At 45.2% G+C, this 26,174-nt stretch carries 11 protein-coding genes; 7 read left to right on the forward strand and 4 right to left on the reverse strand.

What is annotated here, in order from left to right; translation table 11 throughout:
• The 3 genes from K339_RS0109000 to K339_RS0109015 form a co-directional block, all read right to left on the reverse strand.
• Positions 1-281, reverse strand: a 281-nt coding sequence (locus K339_RS0109000) for a transposase (RefSeq protein WP_028523310.1), incomplete at its 3' end; no start/stop codon positions are given.
• A 310-nt stretch (positions 282-591) separates the two neighbouring features.
• Entirely contained in the window at positions 592-1,323 is a 732-nt protein-coding gene (locus K339_RS0109010; protein ID WP_028523311.1) for a LytR/AlgR family response regulator transcription factor, read from the reverse strand.
• A 5-nt stretch (positions 1,324-1,328) separates the two neighbouring features.
• Positions 1,329-2,402 (reverse strand): sensor histidine kinase, encoded by a 1,074-nt coding sequence (locus K339_RS0109015; protein WP_051397899.1) that lies wholly within the window; start codon positions 2,400-2,402, stop codon positions 1,329-1,331.
• A 199-nt stretch (positions 2,403-2,601) separates the two neighbouring features.
• Between K339_RS0109015 and K339_RS0109020 the strand changes: the two genes are divergently transcribed.
• From K339_RS0109020 to K339_RS35860, 6 genes are all read left to right on the forward strand, one after another.
• Complete coding sequence (locus K339_RS0109020; RefSeq protein WP_028523313.1) at positions 2,602-5,007, forward strand: TonB-dependent receptor; 2,406 nt, start codon at positions 2,602-2,604, stop codon at positions 5,005-5,007.
• Positions 5,008-5,187: 180 nt separating this feature from the next.
• Positions 5,188-7,062 carry a patatin-like phospholipase family protein gene (locus K339_RS0109025; RefSeq protein ID WP_028523314.1) on the forward strand — a complete coding sequence of 625 codons (1,875 nt, stop codon included), beginning with the start codon at positions 5,188-5,190 and terminating at the stop codon, positions 7,060-7,062.
• 13 nt (positions 7,063-7,075) lie between these two features.
• On the forward strand, positions 7,076-8,275 hold the full coding sequence (locus tag K339_RS35855) for an adenylate/guanylate cyclase domain-containing protein (RefSeq protein WP_051397900.1): 1,200 nt from the start codon (positions 7,076-7,078) through the stop codon (positions 8,273-8,275).
• Between the two features lie 12 nt (positions 8,276-8,287).
• Entirely contained in the window at positions 8,288-9,886 is a 1,599-nt protein-coding gene (locus K339_RS33075; RefSeq protein ID WP_084332155.1) for a hypothetical protein, read from the forward strand.
• 579 nt (positions 9,887-10,465) lie between these two features.
• Positions 10,466-21,388, forward strand: coding sequence for a BspA family leucine-rich repeat surface protein (locus tag K339_RS33080; protein ID WP_037299797.1), 10,923 nt, complete (start codon positions 10,466-10,468; stop codon positions 21,386-21,388).
• Between the two features lie 157 nt (positions 21,389-21,545).
• Positions 21,546-24,515 (forward strand): hybrid sensor histidine kinase/response regulator transcription factor, encoded by a 2,970-nt coding sequence (locus K339_RS35860; RefSeq protein ID WP_169731832.1) that lies wholly within the window; start codon positions 21,546-21,548, stop codon positions 24,513-24,515.
• A 147-nt stretch (positions 24,516-24,662) separates the two neighbouring features.
• Here K339_RS35860 and K339_RS33090 read toward each other — a convergent pair whose 3' ends face one another.
• On the reverse strand, positions 24,663-25,802 hold the full coding sequence (locus K339_RS33090) for an ATP-binding protein (RefSeq protein WP_169731833.1): 1,140 nt from the start codon (positions 25,800-25,802) through the stop codon (positions 24,663-24,665).
• A gap of 120 nt (positions 25,803-25,922) precedes the next feature.
• Here K339_RS33090 and K339_RS0109060 point away from each other — a divergent pair.
• A partial coding sequence (locus K339_RS0109060; protein WP_028522830.1) for a transposase occupies positions 25,923-26,174 on the forward strand: 252 nt, incomplete at its 3' end.

Genomic DNA, 26,174 nt, shown 5'->3' on the forward strand with positions numbered 1-26,174 from the left:
AACAAAGCATCCTTGATTCTAAGTGACAATTCTTTTTCAGCGATTATCTCTTTATAAGCTTGAATCTCTCGCTGAAGGCGAAGAATCTCTTTGTCTTTATCAGAGTTACTAACGCTGGATGGGCTTGAAAAACCTCCTTTTTCGTACTGGGAAACCCAGTTATAAATGTTTGCACTCGAGACGTTAAACTCCTTAGATGTCTTAGCAGCTCCGTGTTCTTTGTAGTAATTCACTATGGTCAGTTTTTCCTCCTGGCTCCATGATTTTTGATGCTTTCCCATTGAATCACAAATTTAAAAGTTATACCCTAATTTGTGTCCAACTTTTTAGCGGGCTAGATTCGCACATTTATATACCCGTTTAAAGAGACTGATAAACCTCATATCCAAAAAAGACATCTGGCACTATTGTAAACATAAAGGAATTAGGTTCGTTTAGAGTTGAAAGAAGAACTAAACAAAGAATTTTCAGCAAAGACACTTCAACGCTTTTTAAAAACTCTTGTCGGGCAAGCTGGCGACGTGGCCGAAGTAGAACAGGATGTTTTGATGAAATCTGTCTAAAACATCAACAGTTTTTACATCAACCTCATCAATACGTCAATTTTTTAATGTTATCCATGTAGCCTCGGCTGACGCGCACCCAATCGCCGTTTTGCATCATGACATCGTAGCTGCTGAGTTGTTTCTGGATTTCTTTTACAAACTCCAAATGAATGATGGAAGAACGATGTACCCGAATAAAGTGCTGCGGGTTGAGTTTTAATTCGAGCTGGCTAATGCCATAATTGCTCAAATAATTGCCCCGATGGGTAATTATTTTGGAATAGTCGCCCTCAGCCGCAATCCAGATGATGTCGCGAACATTGACCGTTACTAATTTTTGATTTTGCTGAATGAGAATCTTTTCGGGATACTGCAAGGGATTGATAAGGCTTTCGGCCAATGGTTGAACGGGGGTTAAATTCTGACTCTGGTTCAACCGTAATTTTTGAATGGCAGCGTTGAAACGGCCACCTGTATAAGGCTTTAACAAATAGTCAATGGCATGGACTTCAAAAGCCTGCAAAGCGTATTGGTCGTAGGCCGTTGAAAAAATTATCTGCGGAATTTCTTCCAAGTGCTTCAGTACGTCAAAGCCCGTCAGGCCAGGCATTTGAATGTCCAAAAACACCACATCGGGTTTAAATTCATTGATAATCTTGACGGCATCGACGCCGTTGTTGGCCTCCCCTACCACAATCATCGTAGGGTATTCTTGCAAATATTGCTTGATTAGCGTACGTCCAGCCGCTTCGTCGTCGGCAATTACTATCTTTTGCATGGCTGTTATTGGAGCGGTATTTCAAACCAAACTCGAAAACCGCTCGGTTGGTTTTGTTGAAAATGTAACGTTTTCCCAAACATCTTTTCTAAGCGCAATTTTGTGTTGGTCAATCCCACACCTTTTCCAATAATTTCTCCTTCATTGACAAACCCAACACCCGTGTCTGTAACCTCTACTCTCAAGTCGTAGGCACTTTTTGTGATTGTTATTTTCACTTCTCCTCCTTCGATTTTGGGGGAAATACCGTGTTTGATGGCATTTTCCACAATCGGCTGAAGCAACATCGGTGGCACCCGTTCGGTCATCAATGTTTCGTCCATCTCAATCGTTGTCTGCAACCTACTGCCAAAGCGGTCTTTTTCCAAAGCAAGGTATTTTTCAACAAATTCCATCTCGTCTTTCAGCCTGACAAAGTCCACCCGAGATGCCTTCAACTGGTACCGAAACAAATCAGCCAACTTGGCAATCATCTCCCGCGTTTCCTCCATTTCGGGCGGTACCGACGCGCTGATGGTATTGAACACATTGTACAAAAAATGCGGATTAAGCTGGGCTTTGATGGCCGAAAGCTCGCTCTCAAGCGACGCCTGTCGAAGGGCATTTTCGGTCTCTTTTTGGCGTTGATAGTGCAAATGATATTCGTAGGCGTGAAAAAAGCCAAATTGAATGATGTAAATAAGCGCAGGAATGTAAATGTCCCACACTTGACTCGGCCCCCGCAAATGCCCACGTCCAAGTATATCCATCGTAAAATAAAAGGCTTTTTGCCACGTAAAAACAAAAAGCAGCATGGTGAATACGTGCAAAAGAATCTTGGTCGAAAGCTTCCAATGCGGAATCACTCGAAAGTAGAAATACCAAAGAGGAATGGTCAGGATAAATTTTAAGGCATAATCAAAAAATTGGCTGACGGCATAATTGAGAAGCAGTGCACTGTACGTCATTTTTACGTATGACAACTCATTGAATGTCAACGTCAAACAATACAAAGCATACAACGCAAAGTAAACTCCAACGACGGCCAGCAGTTCACCAAGCCGAATTCCCCAAATGAGTTTTTTTTGCCAATTTATCATTTTTCTCTGCTGTGTTTCTTGTGAATCTGTTTCAAATCTCCCACAAATAATTCGATTCTGCTACGTTTTTTCGACGAATTGCCGTATAAGCCGTTCAACTGCGTAAAGCGTCATTCATCGGGTTATTTGTCGGTTCACCGAATGTCTGTTTGATGGGTTTTGTCGCGCTCGCAACTTTGTCCCATCAACCATCGCAACCATGAAAACCATCTTACTTCCATTTTTCGTTTTATTTACCCTCCTGTCGGCAACAGCCCAGCGCTTTTCTATTTCAGGACTGGCCAAAAACGAACAGAACGAAGGCATTCCCTTTGCCACTGCAACCCTTTTCAAAGTAAGCGACTCCAGCCTCGTAAAAGTTGAAAGCAGCACCGAAAATGGCCATTTTAAAATGAACGGAATTACCCCCGAACGCTACTATTTAGTCATCAGCAGCGTGGGTTTTCAAAAATACCGCTCGGTCAACTTCAAGCTCATTGATGCCAACATTGACTTCGATGCCTTCGTTTTACGCAGCGATAATCAACTGGCCGAAGTGAAAGTTAAAGCCCAAAAACCGTTGGTCGAAGTTCTTTCGGACAAAACCATTTTTAACGTCCAAGCGTCCCTCAGCGCTACGGGAACGACGGGACTGGAACTGCTGCGAAAATCGCCAGGGGTGGTGTTGGATAACAACGAAAATATCATTCTCGAAGGTAAAACGGGCGTCCGAATTTTCATTGATGGCAAGCCTTCGGTATTGCAAGGTGCTGACCTGAACCAATTCCTAAAATCGCTACAAGCCTCTGACATTGAAGCCATTGAAATAATCACCCAACCCTCGGCTCGCTACGACGCCTCAGGCAATGCGGGTATCATCAACATCCGACTCAAAAAAGACAAACGCTTTGGCACCAATGGGTCTTTGGCACTGGGGTATGGCTATGGTCATTTTGGAAAAGTTAATAGCTCCGTTTCGTTCAACCATCGAAACCGCAAAACCAATTTTTTTGGCACATACAGCAACCGAACGGGGCAAAATTGGTCGTACTTGAATTTTTATCGCGAACAAGTCAATACCATTTTTGACCAAAAGGCCGAGACGATCAACAACAACCAAAGCAACAACATCAAACTCGGCATGGACTACTTTGCATCGACCAAAAGTACATTTGGCCTTATTTTGAACGCCAACCTCAATGCCAACGACAATACGTCGTTCAGTCGAACGCCCATTTATCCGCAAAACAGCCCGCTCCCGACGCAGGTTTTGGTTGCCGATAACACTTCCCAACAGCACAGCAATAACTTGTACCTCAACACCAATTATCGTTTTGCCGATACCCTTGGCCGCGTCCTGAACGTGGACGTTGACCTAGGTTCGTACAACAGCAATCGCCACAGTTATCAGCCTAATTTTTATAAAAACGGGACCGAAACCCAAACTTTGTTCAGCCAAATTTACCGCATGAAAACCCCGACTGATATTGGTATTTTTTCGGCCAAAGTCGATTACGAACGGCCATTTTTGAAAGGAAAACTAGGCATGGGGGCAAAACTGTCGATTGTAAAAACGAACAATACCTTCGATTTCTACGATGTGGTTGACGGAATGGATGCGTTCAATGCCAATCGCTCCAACAATTTTGTTTATACCGAACAAATCAACGCTGTCTATCTCAACTACAACCGAAGCCATAAAAAACTCGACCTTCAATTTGGTCTTCGGGCGGAGCAAACGGTGTCGGAAGGGAAGTTGACTGGAACGCAAAAAAATGCCGATGCTTTTGTGCGCCGAGATTACAGCAATCTCTTTCCCAGCGGTGGTATCACCTACAAAGTCAACCCCAACAACAGCCTTGCGTTGACGTACAGCCGCCGCATCGAACGACCTACATACCAATCTCTTAACCCTTTTGAATGGCAATTGGATGAATTGACCTACCAAAAAGGAAATGCGTTTTTGCAACCCCAATACGTCAATAACCTCAAACTTGCCCATACCTACAAATACACCCTGACTACCTCGCTGAGTTACAGCTACGTCCGTGACTTTTTTGCCCAAATTACCGATACCACGGGCTACAATCGCAATTTTATGATGGAGCGTAACATCGCCGACCAACAAGTCATCAACTTGGGCGTTTCGTACCCTTTCCAGGCGGCGAAGTGGTGGAATGTGTACCTCAGCCTCAATGCCTACCACACCGCGTTCACATCTGACGAAAAGAAGTTTATGAACGTAAAAGCCAACGTGTTGAGCTTATACGGACAAAATACCTTTAGTTTACCCCTAAAATGGAGCTTAGAAGTATCGGGTTGGTACAGTTCGCCAGGCATTTGGGGCGGCACCTACGTTACGCGCAGCCAAGGTTCGCTCGACTTTGCGCTCCAAAAACGGATTTTAAAAGAGAAAGTGGCGTTTCGCTTGGCCTTCAGCGATGTATTTTACACCTCTCCTTGGCAGGGCACAACCCAGTTCGGCGGGCTACGCATCACAGGCTCGGGCGGTTGGGAAAGTCGCACTGTCCGAATCAACTTGAGTTATAACTTTGGTAATAAACAAGTTAAATCGGCACGACAACGACAAACGGGGGTTGAAGAGGAGAAAAACAGGATTAATTGATTGTTGTAGCCTTCAGCGCATCTCCTCCCTATTATTATCCTTTTTCTAATGCCCTACCTTGCCCTCACCCTACAGGCAAGTAGGGCATTTTTAGCGAATAGGTATTTTTCAAAAAAATTCGTTATCATTGCTTTACTGATTGTATATCAGCACCCTACTCACGCTTGGACCCTCAACTTTATGGCTCTCATTCAACCACTCGCAAACCAGTTCCACCGTGAACTGCTTCGTAAAAACCTTACCCGTATTTTTGGTGATTTTGACGATACCCTTCTACATAGCCTCGAACCTCAGCTCCAATGGGTGGAAATAGGAGGAGGCGAACAACTTTTTGCTCAAAAAGACGTCGGTGACTCGCTCTATTTTGTCATCAGCGGGCGCCTACAGGCCCAGATAACTACCGAAGAAGGCCCCCAGAAGGTCATCGGGGAAATCATGCGGGGCGAAACCGTGGGCGAAATGGCCATTTTCACGGGCGAACCTCGCTCGGCTACGATTGTCGCCATCCGTGATAGTGTTTTGGTGAAACTGTCAAAGGAAGTTTTTGAAAAAGTCATCTTAGACTATCCCGCCGTTTCCATGAACGTCACCAAACTCATTATCAGCCGATTAAAAAACTCACAGGGCGGACGAAAAAGCGTAAAAAAACCCGTTAATATTTGTTTATTGGCCTTACACGACAGCATTTCTTTACCCGATTTTTCCCACGATTTATACCAAGCATTGACTGCCAAAGGTACGGTTTATCTGGCCTCAAGCACGGCCGTGGACGAGCTCCACGGCATTGAAGGTTTTTCCCAAACCAATAAAAACGATAGAAAAGCCTACCACGAACTATCGCAGTGGCTTGATAATCAGGAGTCGAAGCACGAGTACATGCTTTACGTGACGGATTCCGAAAATACCGAATGGACGCAGCGGTGCATTCGCCAAGCCGATGAGATTTTTCTTATTGCAGACGCTACCCAACCTTCTGTGCTGGTTTCACACGAACAAAGTATCAACACCAGATCCGCCACTACTGGCGTACCGCAGGTGTTGGTGTTGCTGCATCCTTCAGATACGGTTTCGCCGCGCAACACCCGCGAGTGGCTGAGTTTGCGTCCAAACGTAAAATCTCACTACCATTTGCGCCGAGAAAGTTCCCAAGATATGAAGCGGTTGGCCCGTATTATGAGCGCAACAGCCATTGGTTTTGTGGTGGCAGGCGGCGGAGCCAAAGGTTTTGCACACATCGGCGTGATGCGTGCGTTGGAAGAATTTGATATACCCATAGATTTTGTGGGCGGAACGAGCGTGGGCGCGATGGTGGCCGCGGCGGTATCGTTTGGAGAGCCTTCCGAAACCGTGCAACGTATTATGAAAAAGGGGGCTATGTTTAATCCGACCAAAGACTACAATTGGTTGCCTTTTATTTCACTCATTCGTGGCAAACGCATCAAACAGATGATTGACGACACGATTGAAGCCTTCGTGGGTGTACGCCAAATCGACATAGAAGATACTTGGCGAACGCTTTTTGTGGTGTCGAGCAACTACACCCAAGCCCGCGAAGAAGTACACACCCGTGGCTCTATGAGCAAATACCTGCTGGCCTCGACTGCCATCCCAGGCGTATTTCCGCCGATTATTGATGGCGACGACTTGCTGGTGGATGGCGGTACGTTCAACAATTTTCCTGCCGACGTCATGAGCCGCGCCAACGTAGGCAAAGTGATTGGCGTGGACTTAGCCCGCGACCAGAACTATCGTCTTGATTTAGAGGAAATTCCTAGTCCAAAACAATTATTACAAGACCGATTTCGCCCAAAAAAACAGCGTAAATATCGGTTACCTTCACTTACATCGTTGTTGCTCAATGCGACCTTGCTCTACAGTGCGGCGCGGCGCAACGAAGCCATCAGCTACTCCGATTTGTATTTCAACCCCGACGTCAGCCGCTTTGGTATCGTAAGTTGGGCAGCCTTCGACACCATTGTCGAAAAAGGCTATGAACACGCCAAAGAGGTTCTCCAAAACATGAGTAGTGAAGAGTTGGCTTCGTACAAATCCTAAAGCAAAAAACGTTATGCAATTGCTTCAATCGCTGATACATAATTTTAAGCAACCGTCTTTTGGGATAGGGCGCGCCTACTACCCACTGCGTATTTTGGGCTACGCTTACGGCATTCTTTTGCTTGTTTTACAGGGCAATAGCCGTGGTTTTGACAGCAACATTCACCTGCTTATCGGGGTGTTTTTGATTTATCCTCACGTTTGTTTTTTGGTTTATAAATTTTCTGGTTCTAGCCGATTTATCGAACTCTCGTTTTTAATCATAGATACCTTTTGGGCAGGTATGTTTATTGGCATCATGTCGTTTGCGGTATTCCCGACCATCATGTACATCGTTATGACTTGGACGGGAAACATAGGCGTTCGAGGCGTACGGCAGTGTCTTTATGGCGTCGTGGCGACCATCGTTGGCATCGGCGTGAGTAGTTTTTTAAAGCCAATTACCTTTGAGCCTGATAGTAGCTTATTGATAGAACTAATCTGTTGTGGTCTGGTGACAGTTTATGCGCTTTATTTTGGCTATACGGCCTATCTTTCTACGATTTATCAGAAAAAACTTAGGAAAGAAATCGAGGCCGAAAAGAAACGTTCAGAAGAATTATTGCTCAATATCCTGCCCTACGAGACGGCCGCTGAATTAAAAAACAAAGGCTACGTGGACGCCCAAACCTACGGATTGGTCACGGTGATGTTTACTGATTTCAAGGATTTTACCAAAGTGTCTGAACGTATGAGTGCGCAAGAGTTAGTGTTGGAAATTGACAAAATATACCGAGAGTTTGACCGCATTATTGGTAAACATGGCATCGAAAAAATAAAGACCATCGGCGATGCGTACATGTGCGCGGGTGGGCTCCCTAAATCCAACCAGACCCATGCCGCAGATGTGGTGGCGGCGGCTATTGATATTTTAGGTTTTATCCACCAAGAAATCGACGCCCGCAAACGTTTGAATTTGCCCTATTTTGAAATTAGAATTGGCATCCACACGGGGCCGTTGGTAGCGGGGGTTGTGGGCATCAAAAAATTCAGTTATGACATTTGGGGCGATGCCGTCAACATTGCCAGCCGTATGGAAAGCAGTAGCGAAGCAGGAAAAATCAATATTTCAGAAACGACCTATCAACTCATCAAAGACCGTTACGCATGTCGCCATCGAGGCAAAATTACTGCCAAAAACAAAGGCGAAATCGACATGTATTTTGTAGAATAACCAACCTTTATTATGCAATATCCACTCTTTCTACTGGCCCTAATTAATTGCTTTGTCACTTGTTATTCTGGTCTGGTCTATGGACAAACTACGCCTACATTTGACAACATTTCTCCGAAACAACTGGCTAAGTTCAAAGCCGCAGGGGTGGTTAGTTACCGTGATTTTGGGGCCAAGGGTGATGGCAAAACCGACGACATGGATGCCATCGCCGCAACTCATGCTTTTGCCAATACCAACGGGCTAAAAGTCAAAGCCGACGCCAACGCCACTTATTACGTGAGCGGTAAAGAGCGGACGGCGATGATCCAGACCGATACAGATTTTGGCTCTGCTGCCTTTATCATCGACGATACCGACGTCCAGAACCGCAATGCGTCGGTGTTTACGGTAAGCTCTAACCTCCAGTCGTTTAAGCTTTCTACGGTTTCTTCCCTCAAACGAAACCAGAAAAAAATCGACGCGTCCTTGCCAAGTACTTGTCTGATCACAGTTACCAATACCAACGTAAAGCAATACATTCGGTTTGGGTTAAATCAAAACAACGGCTCTTCGCAAACCGACATTTTTGTGGTTGATAAAAACGGCAACGTGGACATGAACGCTCCCATCATTTGGGATTTTGACCAAATCACGGACATTACAGCGCTGCCCATCGACGAAAAACCTTTAAAAATCACGGGAGGGCGCTTCACAACCATTGCCAACAAAGCCGAATCAAAATATACCTATTATAGCCGAAACATCTCCGTTCGTCGGTCAAACGTACTTATCGAAGGACTCGAACACCGCATCACGGGCGAAGGCGAAAACGGTGCGCCTTACGGCGGATTTATCAACGTCGGTGATTGTGCCTACGTCACCGTCAAAAACACTTTGCTGACGGGCCACCGCACGTACAGTACCATTGGCGCGGCGGGCAAGCCTGTTTCGATGGGCACTTATGACCTGTCGGTCAATCGGGCGGTGAATGTGTCTTTTGTTAATTGTAACCAAACCAACAGCATCGACGACAATACGTATTGGGGTATTTTGGGCTCCAATTTTTGTAAAAACCTGCTGTACGACCGCTGTACCCTCTCACGTTTTGACGCGCACCAAGGGGTAGCCAACGCCACCATCCGCAATTCTACCCTCGGACACATGGGCATCAATGCCATTGGAAGCGGTACGTTTTTGGTCGAAAACTCCACCATTCGTGGCCGAAGCATCGTCAACCTTCGCTCCGACTACGGCAGTACGTGGCAAGGTGAGCTCATCATTCGCAACTGCATTTTTGTTCCTGCGGGCGGCAAACCAACCAGCGCCGACCTCATCAGTGGTTCTTATTCTGGCCTGCACGACTTTGGTTATACCTGCTACATGCCCGAACGCATCACCATCGAGAACCTCCGCATCGACGATTCGCAGCATCCCGACAACTACCAAGGCCCTGCCATTTTTGCCAACTTTAACCCTCAAATGACGGACAACTCCTACCAAGAAAAATTTCCCTACGTCATCACCAAAGAGGTCGTTCTTCGCAACGTCACAACGGCCAGCGGTAAGGCCGTGCGGGTTAGCAACAATCTGTTTATGTTTAGGGAGGTCAAAGTAACCACTACCCCCTAATCGTTTCTATCTTCTCTCCTTTTTAAGTCGAGCGCCCTCCCCTCCTTCAGCGTTCGCGTGGATTACTATGTACTTTCTGCTTCGTCACTAGAAAAACGTCCTTTTTACAGAAAATCCCCCATTTGTTCAAAATGAGGAAAAAGTTGTTCAAAATGAGGAAAAGAATCTAAAATATCTCCTGAGAGGCCAAAAATGGCCATGTTATAAGTTCAAAATGAGCAAAAGATTGTTCATTTTGGGTTAACACGCTATGCCCTCTAATCCCCACCTTTGTACCATCAACTTTTCTAACAAAACACCTTACTGCTGAATGTTCATACCTCGATTTGACTTTTCGAAGCGTATGAAAAACTCTTAATAAACGCCCATCACATTGCGATTTGCCCTACTCTACAAAGGCTCCCGCGAAGGGTGTCTAGGCGATAGCCTTGCCCTCTTCACAGGACCTTCTCTATGAACTTTCGTGGTAGAAAGGAAAAGGAGGAGTCAGGGGATTGTTTGACGAAACATCCCCTCCTCCTTTGGCTTCCCTACCCAAATTATGTTTTTCTCAATGTCAACAATTACTCTCTTCTACCCATGAAAAAGCTCTTATTTTTATTCTTGGTTTTGGTAGTACAACAAGCAGCACTCGCGCAGAACTATACGTGGAATGGCTCTTCGAGCACTGCTTGGACAAACCCCAACAACTGGACACCCAACGCTGTCCCAAGCGCCACCGACGTCGTCATTATCCCCAACACGACCACTCGTCCTATTATTAGCACCAACGTCAGTATTACTCAAGTTCAAATTCTGAATGGAGGACAGCTGACCGTCAACAGCGGGGGAGTTCTCAACATCAGTCAGTTTACAGTTACTGGACTTATTTTAGAAAACGCTGCTACGTTGACTAATAGTGGCACCATTAATTTCAATTCCACTGCGGTAAATATATACGCAATGTCAGTAAACGCAGGTGGCACTGTCACCAATACGGGTACTATCAACGTAACAAGTGCTTTTGGAATTACCAATCTGCCTGGGGGTACATTTAACAATAACTCCTGCGGTAAGGTCTTTTTTACGTCTGACAACAACAATGACTTCCGAAACGAGGGAACCTTTAACAACAATGGCTTATTGCAGGTGTATTGGTGGTTGCACAACGGTGGTACAATTACCAACAATGGCGTCCTCAAATACGAAACCCTCAATAACACTGGTACGCTTACCAATAACCGCATTCTACTTGATGACAACGAATCACCTTTTTTTACGTTTGGAGCAAGCAATAATGCGACCGTCGATGGAATTTTTACCAATAGCACCGCCACTACTTCGGCAGGAACATTTACCCAAGCCTCTAATACATTTTCTCCTGCGCCCTCATTACCTGCGGGGCAACAAACCCTCTACACCAAAATCATTCTCTCAGGAGGAATTTGTACGTTTATTGTTCCTTTTTTATACACGAATAATGTTCCCGTTCCTGTCATTACGGCTAATCCTAATTCAGTAACGACTTGCGCAGGAACAGCCGCAACCTTTTCAATTACCGCAACGGGTGCGACCAGTTATCAGTGGCAAATAAGTACCAACGCGGGAGTGAATTGGAACAATTTAAGTAATACCTCCCCTTATTCGAACGTCACGGCCTCAACCCTGACCATTAGTGATGTCACAGGACTAAATAATCGTCGATACCGATGTGTAGCTACCAACAGCGGCGGAAGTGCCGAGTCAAATTCGGCCACACTGACTGTAAGCTCATCCACATCAACTCCCACAGGGACAATCACTTGGCAAGGCGCTGTCAGTACCGACTGGAATACCGCCTGCAATTGGTCTCCCGTCAGCGTACCTGGCGCAGGCAACACCGTAATTATTGCGGCAGCCTCAAATCAGCCTGTGATTGGTGGAAATACTACAGTTTCACAGATCACACTAGAAGCAAATACCAGTCTTACTGTCAGTAACGGAGCGACGCTGAATATTAGAGGCCGTAACGTGGACGGCATTATTTTCAACAGTGGAAGTACTTTCACCAACAACGGGACTACCACCGTTCAACCTAGTTCGGGTGACATATACGTAGCGTTTTATGCCGCCGAAAATGCCACTAATGTCACCATCAATAACAATGGGACGATTCAAGCCCAAACCGATGAAGCAGGTTTTAGTACTTACCGAAGTGCTATGACCATCACTAACGCGCTTAATGCGAGCATCACTTTCAGTGGAAATGGGAGTGGATTTCAGTCTGTTACAGCAACAGATGATATAAATCTTACCAACAATGGAAGTATTACGTACAATGGCACCACTGGGATTTTCTCAGGGCTAAGAGGTACTATCAACAACAATGGCCTCATCAATTGCACCAGCGGAACGGGGTCAAACCTTTCGTTAGCAGCTACTTTTACGAATGCTGCATGCGCTCAGTTTATTATGGTAACGGGCTCTTTCAGCGTCAACACAACAGTAACTGTTAGCAATTATGGTTACATGTACATTGGGGGAGAAATTGTGAGTAACTCCTCCAACTTTCTAAATTTTAATGTATTAAAATACGGCTCAATTGCACAAAATTCCAGTATTAGCAACGCCCCTAGTATTTCCATTGTTGTTAACAACGCAACCCCCATTTTTAGCTACAGTGGCGATCCCGCCAATTATACGGGTGCAATTGCTATTTATAAAGATGCGGCGGCCAGCATTTCAGCAGGTACGTTTATTAAACCTAATTCGTTTAGCCCTTCAAATGTTTTACCCGCTGGCTCACAAACACTGTACGCTAAAATAACCCCCAGTGGATCAAGCTGTAGTTACATTGTGCCTTTTACATACGTTTTCACACCTGCAGTGAGGGTAAGTGTCTCGCCTAGCTCTATTACTGAAGACGGAGCAACCAATTTGCGGTTTACTTTCACGCTCTCGTCAGCCGCTACACCCAGCGACCTAACCATTAATTTTAGCGTAGGAGGTACGGCAACACCTCGATACGCAGCAGATCCCGTTACGTCGTCAACCGACTACCAGATAATCGGTGCAAGCACTTTTACCAGTAGCGGAGGAAGTATCGTCATTCCAAGCGGAAGCACGAGTGCTTACGTTGAGATTGATCCATACGTAGATGGCGTAGTAGAAAGCGACGAAACCGTCATCCTGACCGTCACAAGCGGAACAAACTATACGGTTGGCTCCCCCAGTTCAGCAACAGCACCTATTTTGAACGATGATATTCCCGATATAAATATTAAAGGAAATAATACCCCAATTGCTGATGGCAGCACTACACCTAGTCTCACCAATTTTACTGATTTTGGTGAACAAATGGTGACTACGGGCATGATTGAGCGAACATTTACCATTGAAAATACAGGAAGTCCGTATTTACTTTTAACGGGCGACCCACTGGTGGATATTTCTGGAACGCACACTAATGACTTTAGCGTAACGACAATGCCCTCCTCTTCTATCTCTAACGTCCCTACTACTTTTGTGGTGCGCTTCGTACCCAGGGCAGCAGGGCTACGCACCGCTACCATCAGCATTGCCAATAATGACCCCGACGAAAACCCCTATAATTTCGCGATTCAAGGAACGGGGATTATCCCTGCCCCCGAAATCAACGTCAAAGGGAATAGCGTAAACATTGCAAGTGGCGACAACTCTCCCGTCATTACCGACCATTCTGATTTTGGCCCCGCCTCTGTCACGGGTGGTACCGTCACTCGAACTTTCACTATTGAGAACATAGGCACCAGTGATTTGGTTTTGGGTGCAAACCCTGTGAGCCTTACAAATCTTACTGATTTTAGTATCACGCAACCAAGTCTGACGACCATTCCAGCGGGAAGTTCTACCACCTTTACCGTTACCTTTGACCCAACTACTGCTGGCTTACGCGCTGCCACTATTAGCATTGCTAACAACGACTCCAACGAAAGCCCCTATACGTTCGCTATCGAGGGCTACGGAGGGCGGCCTTTCATAAGTACGTGGAAAACCGATAATCCTGGAACATCAAGTAGCACCAGTATTACCTTACCTGCCTATGGCACCTACGATGTTGACTGGAACAACGACGGTATCTATGATCAATTTAACCTAACTGATGCCCAAACCCACAACTTTGGCACCGCTGGGACATATACCTTTGCCATACGTGGCAATCTGGGAGGTATTATGTTTGCCAATGGAGGTGATAGAAGAAAGATTCTCAGCGTCGATCAATGGGGAGATATGGCATGGGGTGGTCTGAGACGGGCTTTTCAAGGCTGTACCAACTTCAATATCACCGCAACCGACGCTCCTAATCTAAGCAATGCCACGGATATGAGTGAGGCTTTTCAAGGTGCTACTTCGCTCAATGCCAACATCAACCATTGGGACGTTAGCACCATTACTACATTGTTTGCTACTTTTTCGGGAGCAACAAATTTCAATCAACCCCTTGCATCATGGAACGTCAGTAATGTGACCAATTTTATTGAAATGTTTTCATACGCTCCAAACTTTAATCAACCCTTAAACGGGTGGGTATTGAGCACAGCCTCCAATAAGAGTATCACAATGTCAAAAATGTTTTACGAGGCAGACGCGTTTAATCAAGACCTTAATTCTTGGAACGTTCGGCGTGTAACAAATATGTCATTCATGTTTTGTTTAAGCAACGCCTTCAATGGAAACATTTCGGATTGGGATGTTAGTAATGTTACTGCCATGGATAATATGTTCTACAGCACCAACCCCTTTAACCAAGATTTGTCAAGATGGGTGGTAAGCGCTGTGACTAACATGTACGGAATGTTTGCGAATACCCCTTTTAACCAAGATATTTCTGGGTGGGATGTCAGTAACGTCACCTCACTAGGGTCGATGTTTCTAAATGCAACTGCTTTCAATCAAAACTTAGGCCGTTGGAATATCACCAAAGCCACTGATATGGCTAATATCTTTTATCGTTCAGGCATTTCAATGGCCAACTATGACGCAATGCTTATCGCTTGGAATACGGCAGGATATACCAACAAAAATCTAGCAAGTGCCTCTCCACTTCAATATTGTGCTGGGCAAGCTGCGCGTAACAGTTTAATTTCTTCCAAGGGGTGGAATATTGCAGATGATGTGCTATCGACAGCCTGTTTAAGCCCAGAAATTAACCTAAAAGGCAATAATACAAATATTGCTAGTGGTACCAATCCACCATCAACGACCAATGGTACTGATTTCGGCAACAAAGCCCTTGGTACAGGGGCAGTATCCAAAACCTTTATCATAGAAAACCTTGGAACGGGTTCTTTGACACTTTCGGGCTTACCCATTATCAATGTAACCGGAACAAATGCTGCTGAATTTCAAGTAACGACCCCTCCTAATACTACCATTACAGCAGAAGGTTCGACCACCTTCGTTATTGGATTTACGCCAGGTGCAGTAGGGCTACGCACAGCCACAGTCAGCATTGCGAATAACGATAGTGACGAAAATCCATATACGTTTAACATTCAAGGAACAGGCGAATGCAATATAACCCTTACGGCGGGTACAGCAACCAACCCAAACACTTGCGGAGGAAACAACGGTAGCATTGCATTTTCTACCACCAATTTGAGCAGCGGCAATTATACCCTCAATTACAAAAAAGGCTCAACATCGCTGACGGCAAACATAGAAATCACAGCCAATGCCTTTACATTGAGCGGATTAGCCCAAGGAAGCTACTCGGAGTTTAGCATTACCAACGCAGGTTGTACAGGTAGCGACGCCACCGTCAAAACCCTAAGCGACCCATCTGCACCAACCATCGCCGCTGGAACAGCAACAAACCCAACTTCTTGCGGAGGAAGCAACGGTAGCATCGCGTTTTCGACTACCAATTTGAGCAGCGGCAATTATACCCTCAATTACAAAAAAGGGTCAACTTCGCTAACGGCAAACATCGAAATCACGGCTAACGCATTTACATTGAACGGATTAACCCAAGGTAGCTACTCGGAATTTAGCATTACCAACGCAGGTTGTACAGGTAGCGATGCCACCGTCAAAACCCTCAACGACCCATCTGCACCAACCATCGCCGCAGGAACAGCAACAAACCCAACTTCTTGCGGAGGTAGCAACGGTAGCATCGCCTTTACTACCACCAATTTGGCCAACGGTAATTATACCCTCAATTACAAAAAAGGCTCAACCTCGCTAACGGCAAACATCGAAATTACAGCCAATACCTTCACATTGAGCGGATTAGCCCAAGGTAGCTACTCGGAGTTTAGCATCACAAACGCAGGTTGTACGGGTAGCGACGCCACGGCGAAAACCCTCAATGACCCGTTAGCACCAACCATTACCGCAGGAATATCCACTAACCCAAGCACTTGCGGAGGGAACAACGGTAGCATCGCCTTTACTACGACCAATTTGGCCAACGGCAATTACACCCTCAATTACAAAAAAGGCTCAACATCGCTGACGACAAACATCGAAACAACCGCCAATGCCTTTACGTTGGGCGGATTAGCCCAAGGCAGCTACTCGGAGTTTAGCATCACCAATGCTGGTTGTACAAGTAGCGACGCTTCGGTGAAAACCCTAAGCGACCCATCTGCACCGACCATCGCTGCTGGAACAGCAACAAACCCAACTTCTTGCGGAGGAAACAATGGTAGCATTGCATTTTCGACTACCAATTTGAGCAGCGGCAATTACACCCTCAACTACAAAAAAGGCTCAACTTCGCTAACGGCAAACGTCGAAATCACAGCCAACGCCTTTACATTGAGCGGATTAACCCAAGGCAGCTACTCAGAGTTTAGCATTACCAACGCAGGTTGTACGGGTAGTGACGCTTCGGTGAAAAACCTAAGCGACCCATCTGCACCAACCATTACCGCAGGAACAGCAACAAACCCAAGCACTTGCGGAGGAAACAACGGTAGCATTGCATTTTCTACCACCAATTTGAGCAGCGGCAATTATACCCTCAATTACAAAAAAGGCTCAACCTCGCTGACGGCAAACATCGAAATCACAGCCAATGCCTTTACGTTGAGTGGGTTAACCCAAGGTAGCTACTCGGAGTTTAGCATTACCAACGCAGGTTGTACGGGTAGCGACGCCACTGTCAAAACCCTAACCGACCCAGCAGCGCCAACCATCGCCGCAGGAACAGTAACAAACCCAACTTCTTGCGGAGGTAACAACGGTAGCATCGCCTTTACTACCACCAATTTGGCCAACGGCAATTACACCCTCAATTACAAAAAAGGCCCAACTTCGCTGACAGCAAACATCGAAATCACTGCCAATGCCTTTACGTTGAGTGGATTAACCCAAGGTAGTTATTCAGAATTTAGCATTACCAACGCAGGTTGTACTGGTAGCGACGCTTCGGTAAAAACTTTAAACGACCCAGCAGCACCAACCATCGCCGCAGGAACAGCAGCAAACCCAAGCACTTGCGGAGGAAATAACGGTAGCATTGCATTTTCGACGACCAATTTAGCCGCAGGTTCTGGTTATACTTTGAATTACAAAAAAGGTACAACGGCACTATCGGCGTCGGTCAGCATTGCGGCGAATACTTTTACATTGAACGGATTAGCCCAAGGCAGCTACTCGGAGTTTAGCATTACCAACGCAGGTTGTACGGGTAGCGACGCCACGGCGAAAACCCTCAATGACCCATCTGCACCAACCATCGCCGCTGGAACAGCAACAAACCCAACTTCTTGCGGAGGAAACAACGGTAGCATTGCATTTTCTACCACCAATTTGGCCAACGGCAATTACACCCTCAATTACAAAAAAGGCTCAACATCGCTGACGGCAAACATCGAAATAACCGCCAACGCCTTTACGTTGAGCGGATTAATCCAAGGCAGCTACTCAGAATTTAGCATTACCAACGCAGGTTGTACGGGTAGCGACGCCACCGTCAAAACCCTCAACGACCCATCTGCACCAACCATCGCCGCAGGAACAGCAACAAACCCAACTTCTTGCGGAGGAAACAACGGTAGCATTGCATTTTCGACCACCAATTTGGCCAACAGCAATTACACCCTCAATTACAAAAAAGGCTCAACTTCACTAACAGCAACCGTCGAAATAACGGCCAATACCTTTACCTTAGGCGGATTAACCCAAGGCAGCTACTCAGAGTTTAGCATCACCAACACAGGTTGTACAGGTAGCGACGCTACGGTGAAAAACCTAAGCGACCCATCTGCACCAACCATCGCCGCTGGAACTGCAACAAACCCAAACACTTGCGGAGGTAGCAACGGTAGCATTGCATTTTCTACCACCAATTTGGCCAACGGCAATTACACCCTCAATTACAAAAAAGGCTCAACTTCGCTGACGACAAACATCGAAATAACCGCTAACGGATTTACATTAAGCGGATTAACCCAAGGAAGCTACTCAGAGTTTAGCATTATCAACGCAGGTTGTACGGGCAGCGACGCCACCGTCAAAACCCTCAATGACCCATCTGCACCGACCATCGCTGCTGGAACAGCAACAAACCCAAGCACTTGCGCAGGAAACAACGGTAGCATTGCATTTTCGACCACCAATTTGAGCAGCGGCAATTATACCCTCAATTACAAAAAAGGCTCAACTTCGCTGACGGCAAATGTCGAAATCACAGCCAATGCCTTTACGTTGAGTGGGTTAACCCAAGGCAGCTACTCAGATTTTAGCATCACCAATGCAGGTTGTACAGGTAGCGACGCCACAGTGAAAAGCCTAAGCGACCCGTTAGCACCAACCATTACCGCAGGAATATCCACTAACCCAAGCACTTGCGGAGGAAACAACGGTAGCATTGCATTTTCTACCACCAATTTGAGCAGCGGTAATTATACCCTCAATTACAAAAAAGGCTCAACATCGCTGACAGCAAACATCGAAATCACGGCTAACGCATTTACGTTGGGCGGATTAACCCAAAGCAGCTACTCGGAGTTTAGCATTACCAACGCAGGTTGTACGGGTAATGACGCCACCGTCAAAACCCTAACCGACCCAGCAGCACCAACCATCGCCGCTGGAACTGCAACAAACCCAAGCACTTGCGGAGGGAACAACGGTAGTATTGCATTTACCACCACCAATTTGAGCAACGGCAATTATACCCTCAATTACAAAAAAGGCTCAACTTCGCTGACGGCAAACATCGAAATCACCGCCAATGCCTTTACGTTAGGTGGATTAGCCCAAGGTAGCTACTCAGAATTTAGCATCACCAACGCAGGTTGTACAGCAAGCGACGCTTCGGTGAAAAACATCACGGCCTCCACTGCGCCAACAGCGTTTTTAGTAACTGGCGGAGGTGCCTATTGTGAGGGCGGAATTCGCGTTGGGTTAAGCGGCTCAGAAATTGGGGTCAATTATCAACTCAAAGTAAATGGTACTAACACAGGCAGTCCCGTCGCAGGAACAGGTGGCGAATTGAACTTCGGTAATCAACTCTTAACTGGTACATACACTGTTGATGCTACCAATAACTCAGGCAATTGTAGCGGAGCCATGAACGGCAGCGTAACAGTAAATAGACTAGCGAAACCCTCGATTTCACTCTCGCTGTTACAAACAAACCTTAACGAAGGTAATAGCCAAGTCTTCTGTGACACCGACGCAAATCCTGTCAACAGTTTACAATTTACGGTTTCGAGTTCGTGTGTTTCGGGTTCGCTTGTTTGGCGCGTGCAAGTGGGCAATGGCGCATGGAGTGCTTGGTCAACCAGTCAACCAGTTTCCCAATTATCCAATAACCAACCCCACCGCTACCAAGCAGCTTGTGATGCCAGTTGCCCAAGTACTTACACAACTCCGATAGAGTTGACAATCAATAACCGCGCTTCCGTTCCCCAGAATGTTTCATTGTTGGTGGATGGCGTGACCGTCGCGGTGGGTGAGACCAAAGAAGTATGTAGTTTGACAAACAGTCCCATTACTTTTAATGCCAATTGTGCCGCAGGTGAAACAGTTCTTTACGCTGTTGATGGCGGCGAATATTCATCCGCTGTACCAACGGGCTTGCTGGATAATCAGTACCACAACTACCGCGTTCGCTGCCGCAAATCTGACGGAACGCCATCGTGCGTAGAATCTGAATCAGGAGTAATGCGTTTGAAGTTGATAAACATTCCGTCTGCACCAACGGTATCTTTATCATCTACAACCAGTTGTGACGCAACGGCTAGTTTTAGTGGACAATCATCGTGCGGCAGTCTGCGTACGGTTTGGTACAATGCCAGCTCGAACATTGCTTTGCCAAGTTTGCCTGCAACCGTTCCACCACAAACAACGTCTTACTACGCTCGTTGTCAGACGGAAAATGGCTGCGTGAGTGAAAAAAGTAACGTAGTGACATTCATTGTGATACCAACCCACATTGCCCCCATCATTACGGCATCAGAAGACATCGTCTGTATGGGGTCAACGGTACGCATTTCGGCCAACTGCCCCGCTGGCAGTCAAACATTTTGGAACACAGGCGTAACTACCCCAAGTTTTGAAGTAGCGTTTAACAACGTGACCAAACAGAGTTATTGGGCCAAGTGTATTTTTGAAGGTGGTTGCCAAAGCGCCGAAAGTTCGCACAAAGACATTTACTGGAATGCTTTTGCCGTAACCATCATTAACATTGGCCAAAGCCAATCGGCAATAAAGCCAACCAACAATAAATCGGCTTGGGCAAGTCAATTTGTTACCCCTGACGGTGGCCCTGTCCTACTCGAAAGTAGCCAAAGTAATCCTACTTTATATTTTGTAGAAAACTTTAACAAAACGGCTCCACGCTACTGGACAGTAAACGTTGATGCTTGTGGGCTAGGGACAAACGGTTCGTTGACGTTTGACATGTTGGCCACTCCAGAAATGGGCGTCATCCGTTCATTCAATACCCACGAAAACAACGCCCCTTACTTTATGTATGCCAACCGTGAAGGCTGGACGGAGCTATATGCCCAAAACCACCCTGCCTACGGGTTTTATCAAGACAACGGCGCAGGCGGTAATACCTACGACGCAGGCTTACCAAAAGGCTTATACAAGTTAAGCATTCGTTATTGGGATATGAAAGGCTGGGGCAGCATCTATCCCTCAACCCGCCAACCACAAGGCAACGTGCTCGCTTACCAAGAGTACTGGTTCAGAATCCAGTCGAAAGACGGCGTAGGCGTGGGAGCAGCAAGAACAGCGGGCGATCAAGGGACAACTACTTTGTCACCCTGGAAGGGTCTAAATCCAAGTAACTTTGCCACAGTTCTCCCCAACCCCGTCACCGACATTCTCCGCCTGCAAGTGCAAGACAGCAAAGGGCTACAGATGCAAGCTGAGTTGATGGATGCCTCGGGCCGCCGTGTATTGAGTCGCCAATTTGTTCCTGAAACCAACACCCACTACGAAGAATTTGAAGCCAGTGGACTTCCCAATGGTATCTACTTTTTGAAAGTGTCTAATTCAACCAACACAAGTACGTTGAAGGTAATTAAAGTACAATAAATACCACCTATCACCACCCAATTCGGGTTGTTTGTCGATGGCAAACAACCCGAATATCTTTTTTTCATTATACTACTTATGGTATCTTTTTAGGAAGGTTAGATACCATAAATTGAAAAAATATGTATTTTTACTCCAAAACCTTCAATACCATCAAATGCGTAGCCATTTTCCAGGAGCTTACAACAAGTTTTTGATACTCCTTCCGCTTTTTTTTGTACTGGTTGCAATTTCGTTTACCACCCCTGTAAAGGCTCAAGACTCTAAAATAGCTTCTTTCTTAGACCTAAAAGACCTAGCGCGGTTAGATAGCCTTGAGATGCATTTTATATGGGCTACTGAAAAAAAAGATACTGCATCGAAGGCTGTCAATTTAAAATTTCTTGAAAATCATGCTGATAAAACCCAAGATAAACTATTACGTATTTTTAACAATTATCTAAAAATTTGGTATTTCTCTTCTAAGCTACTGCCCAAAAATAGTTCTAGGTACTTAGAAATGAAAAAATTGCTGGATGAGCTGCTAAAACTTCCCCAGACACCTTCGGCCGAACGAATCAGGGCTTATCTAGAATTTAATATGGCCATGTACCTGTACAACGACCGCGCCAATTCAATTACCCTCGTCAATCATTTGCTTGCAGCTGATTTACTTTTCCGAAAAATAGGCTACGACAATGTCTTGTTAGCAGACCACAAGCTCAACCGAATAGGGACTTACTACATGAACCAAGTCTCTGATTTTAAAACGGCAATTAAGTATTTTAGAGAAGGCGAGCGCTACTTATCCAAAGAGCCCTTTGATCACTACCGCATTGACTTTTATAAAAATTATGCCAATTGCTTGGTTTATCTAGACCAATACGCGCAAGCCATCAAGTACAATAAATTGGCGATTGCTCAAGTCCGACTAAAAAGAGATAGCTTAAAAATAGGCACTATCAACGGCAACATTGGGGAGATTATCCTCAACCACTACCCTAACCCTGCACAATCGGAATCCTATTTCCAACAAGAGCTAGTATATCGGCAACGTTACAAACCCAAGGGGATTGGGGACATTGCCAAGGTATATGGTAACTTGTGCCAAGTGTCGGGAGTAAAAGGAAACAAAGCAGACGTTGTACGGTATTTCCAGAAAGCAATTGTCACCCTCAACTCTGACCCCGACAAACGAGATTATCACGCTCTGTTATCAGGACTATACCAAAATCGCATGATTGCCGATTCCTTAATGGGTGATTTTAAAAATGCTTATTTGCACCGAAAAGGATACTATGAAGAATTGATTATTAGCAATGAACAAGAAATTAAGGCCATCACTTCGGAGGCTTCGGTGAAGTTTGATGTAGAAAAAAATAAACTTCAAGCCGAACTCGCCAATGAGCAAGCCCGAAATTCGCGCTTTTGGGTGATTGCCGTTTCGCTGTTGCTCGTGGTTGTCCTCTTTGGTGCTTATCTCATTTATTATCGTCAAAAAACTCGACGAGAAGAATTGGTGCAGCGATTGTCTTTTGAGCAAAAAGAAGCAGAACGATTGGTAGCGCTGGACGAAATTAAAACGCGCTTTTTTACCAATATCTCACACGAGTTTCGGACACCTTTGACCCTGCTCGTCGGCCCTTTGGCTGAGTTAGGGAAAAAATACCCTGTCGAAAGCATGATTCCCGTCATGCAAAGAAACCTCTCTCGCCTGCAAAATCTTATCAATCAACTCCTTGATCTTTCTAAACTTGAAGTGGGAAAGTTAGAGCCCGTCATTCAGTATGCCGACGTAGCCCATTTTTTACGCTACCAATTTGCTTCGTTTGAGTCACTTGCTCAAAGCAAACAAATTATTTTTGAGCGGACGCAAAGCCACCAAAAACGCCTTGCTTATTTTGACGAAGATAAACTGGAAAAAATCGTCACCAATCTACTTTCCAACGCTTTTAAGTTTACCAATGAGAACGGACGCGTAAAAGTCAATGTCCAGTACACCGCTCCCGAAAACGATGAAAAAGGGACGCTACTGACATTAACAGTTGCTGATAACGGAATTGGCATTGACGCCGAGCGGCTTCCTCGAATTTTTGATCGTTTTTATCAAGTTGACGACAGCCAACGTCGCCATTACGAAGGAACGGGCATTGGCTTGGCGCTGGTCAAAGAGTTGGTTCTAGCCCTGAAAGGGACAATTGACGTGACAAGTAAGCCCGATAAAGGGACAACTTTCGTGGTTGCACTTCCCTGCGATGCCGCGCATTGGGATGAATACGCCTCCCTTCATGAGGTCACTCCAGAAAAAACAAATTCGCCGATGGCGTTTGAGTCGATGGCTACGATTCCTGTTGACGTTCCTGCTGTCGAGAAAAATGGAGAAGCTCCGTTGTTACTCATCGTGGAAGATAACCCCGATTTGCGAAACTACATCCGAAGTATTTTTGGGAATACCTACCGAATCGAAGAAGCCCAAGATGGCCAAGTAGGTCTCCAAATGGCCACGGAACTAATTCCTGATGTGGTTATCTGTGATGTAATGATGCCACGACTCGACGGGTTTGGTTTTTGTAAAGCCCTCAAAACCGACATCCGTACCAACCACATTCCAGTCGTGATGCTCACCGCCAAAGCAACCCTCAGCGACCGACTAGAAGGTCTTGAAACGGGTGCTGACGATTATTTATCAAAACCTTTTCACACCGAAGAACTACAGATTCGGGTGAAAAATTTGCTCCTCAAGCAACAGTTATTACAACAAAAATACGCCAACAATCTCGCGGCCACCGTAATGACAGCGCCTGCTGAATTGGAAAGCGTGCCCGTTTCGCCCATCAATGAGTTGTTTTTACAAAAAATTGAGCAAGTTTTAGCCCAAAATTATTCCGAAAGTAGCTTCGACGTGGACCAATTTGCCAATGCAATGGATTTGACTTCGGTGCAGCTTCGACGGAAGTTGAAAGCACTCACCAACCAAACAGTCACCGAATACGTCCGAAATTACCGTCTCCAATTAGCCTCCCAAATGCTCCGTACCAAAGCAGGAAGTGTATCGGAAGTAGCTTATAAAGTAGGTTTTGAAAGTTTGCCCTATTTCACGAAGGTATTTACCGAGCGTTTCGGTATTTTACCCAGTGAATATGTGTAATATTTTTCGATAAAGCCGCCACCTAACCAAGCAACAGCAGCTACTTCAAATGCCATTTCCGTTTTCCAATTAAGCAAAAAAAGCTTAATTCTCAGATAGTTAACAAAAAACACTGCTTTTTAATTAAGCAAAACATATTCACTTTTTCTAAGCCCAATAAGGAATATATTCTGCAAATTTGGTAGAGATATTATGAATATCTTTTACTTTAATTTTACCTTGTTCTATGGCGTCTTTTATTACAAGAGATACTTGTGGTCTTTGCTTTTCGTTCATTTTAAAACGTTCTCTCAAACTGGTATTAGTCATACCACCACTAGAAAAATATTTGATAACACTATGCTGATAACACGCTTCAATTCGTTCTTTAGGCGTCATTTCAGCAAACGTCTTAGGACTATAAATAGTCACCCTAAATGAATTTTCTAACTCCTCGAACTTCAAGGGAGGCAGCCCATATAATTCTATAGCGAGAACTGCTTTTTCCAATCCACTTCCGCGTTCTTCACAAATTTTGTACCTCCTAAAAGCTGATGCCAAAATTTCATTCCGTGATTCTGGAGTGGTTCCAATCAGTCTATCTATTTTTTTTGTAGGCAACAGCTTTCCTGGATTTGATATTTCAATTCGATCGTCGAATATCTCAATCATTGGCCCAGCTCCCCTTATTGTAAAATCTTGATGAATTATTGCGTTAGCTATAACCTCTCGAAGTGCTATTTTAGGATATACTGTAGCATCTTCTCTAAGTGCATTTTTTATAATTTCACTTTTGGGGAGTACGGCATCTAAAAAACCTAGTAAACCCTCAAAACCAATCGCGTATCCTTTTGTTCCTGGGAACTCTCTCTCTGTTTCTTTTTTATTTAGCCCTTTATATTTAATTACACGTATTACTTTTCTGTTAAGGGAATCAAAGTCTTGCAAACGATAGGCTGCTGCCAAAGCGCCAAAATTTGTAATGTAATAACCCAAATTCATCGGCTTTATCATCTTTTCATCCTGCATCCAAATCACAACTTCTTCGCTTGACTGTGGGATAGGTTTTTCAAGAAGTTTATAAATAGTTCTAAAATCAAGAGCGTCTAAAATTTCTGGTATAGATTTCAGCATTGAAGCGTGTAATTCTTCAAAATGTGGACTTTGGCTATTTAACATCAAACCTCCAATCTCTTGACGAGATGCCTTTCTGGTCGTACCTCCGCTTCTGATATAAGCGTCTTCTAATGTCCCACTCGCCAAGTGAACTGGTTTAACAGCACTTTCACTAACATAAACCAACAACAAAGGTATATTCTTATACTCTTCGATGGCATGATCAATTCGTATAACAGGATTGAGAGAATGAATCTAGCCCGCTAAAAAGTTGGACACAAATTAGGGTATAACTTTTAAATTTGTGATTCAATGGGAAAGCATCAAAAATCATGGAGCCAGGAGGAAAAACTGACCATAGTGAATTACTACAAAGAACACGGAGCTGCTAAGACATCTAAGGAGTTTAACGTCTCGAGTGCAAACATTTATAACTGGGTTTCCCAGTACGAAAAAGGAGGTTTTTCAAGCCCATCCAGCGTTAGTAACTCTGATAAAGACAAAGAGATTCTTCGCCTTCAGCGAGAGATTCAAGCTTATAAAGAGATAATCGCTGAAAAAGAA

Source organism: Runella limosa DSM 17973 (assembly GCF_000482465.1).
Lineage (GTDB): Bacteria > Bacteroidota > Bacteroidia > Cytophagales > Spirosomataceae > Runella > Runella limosa.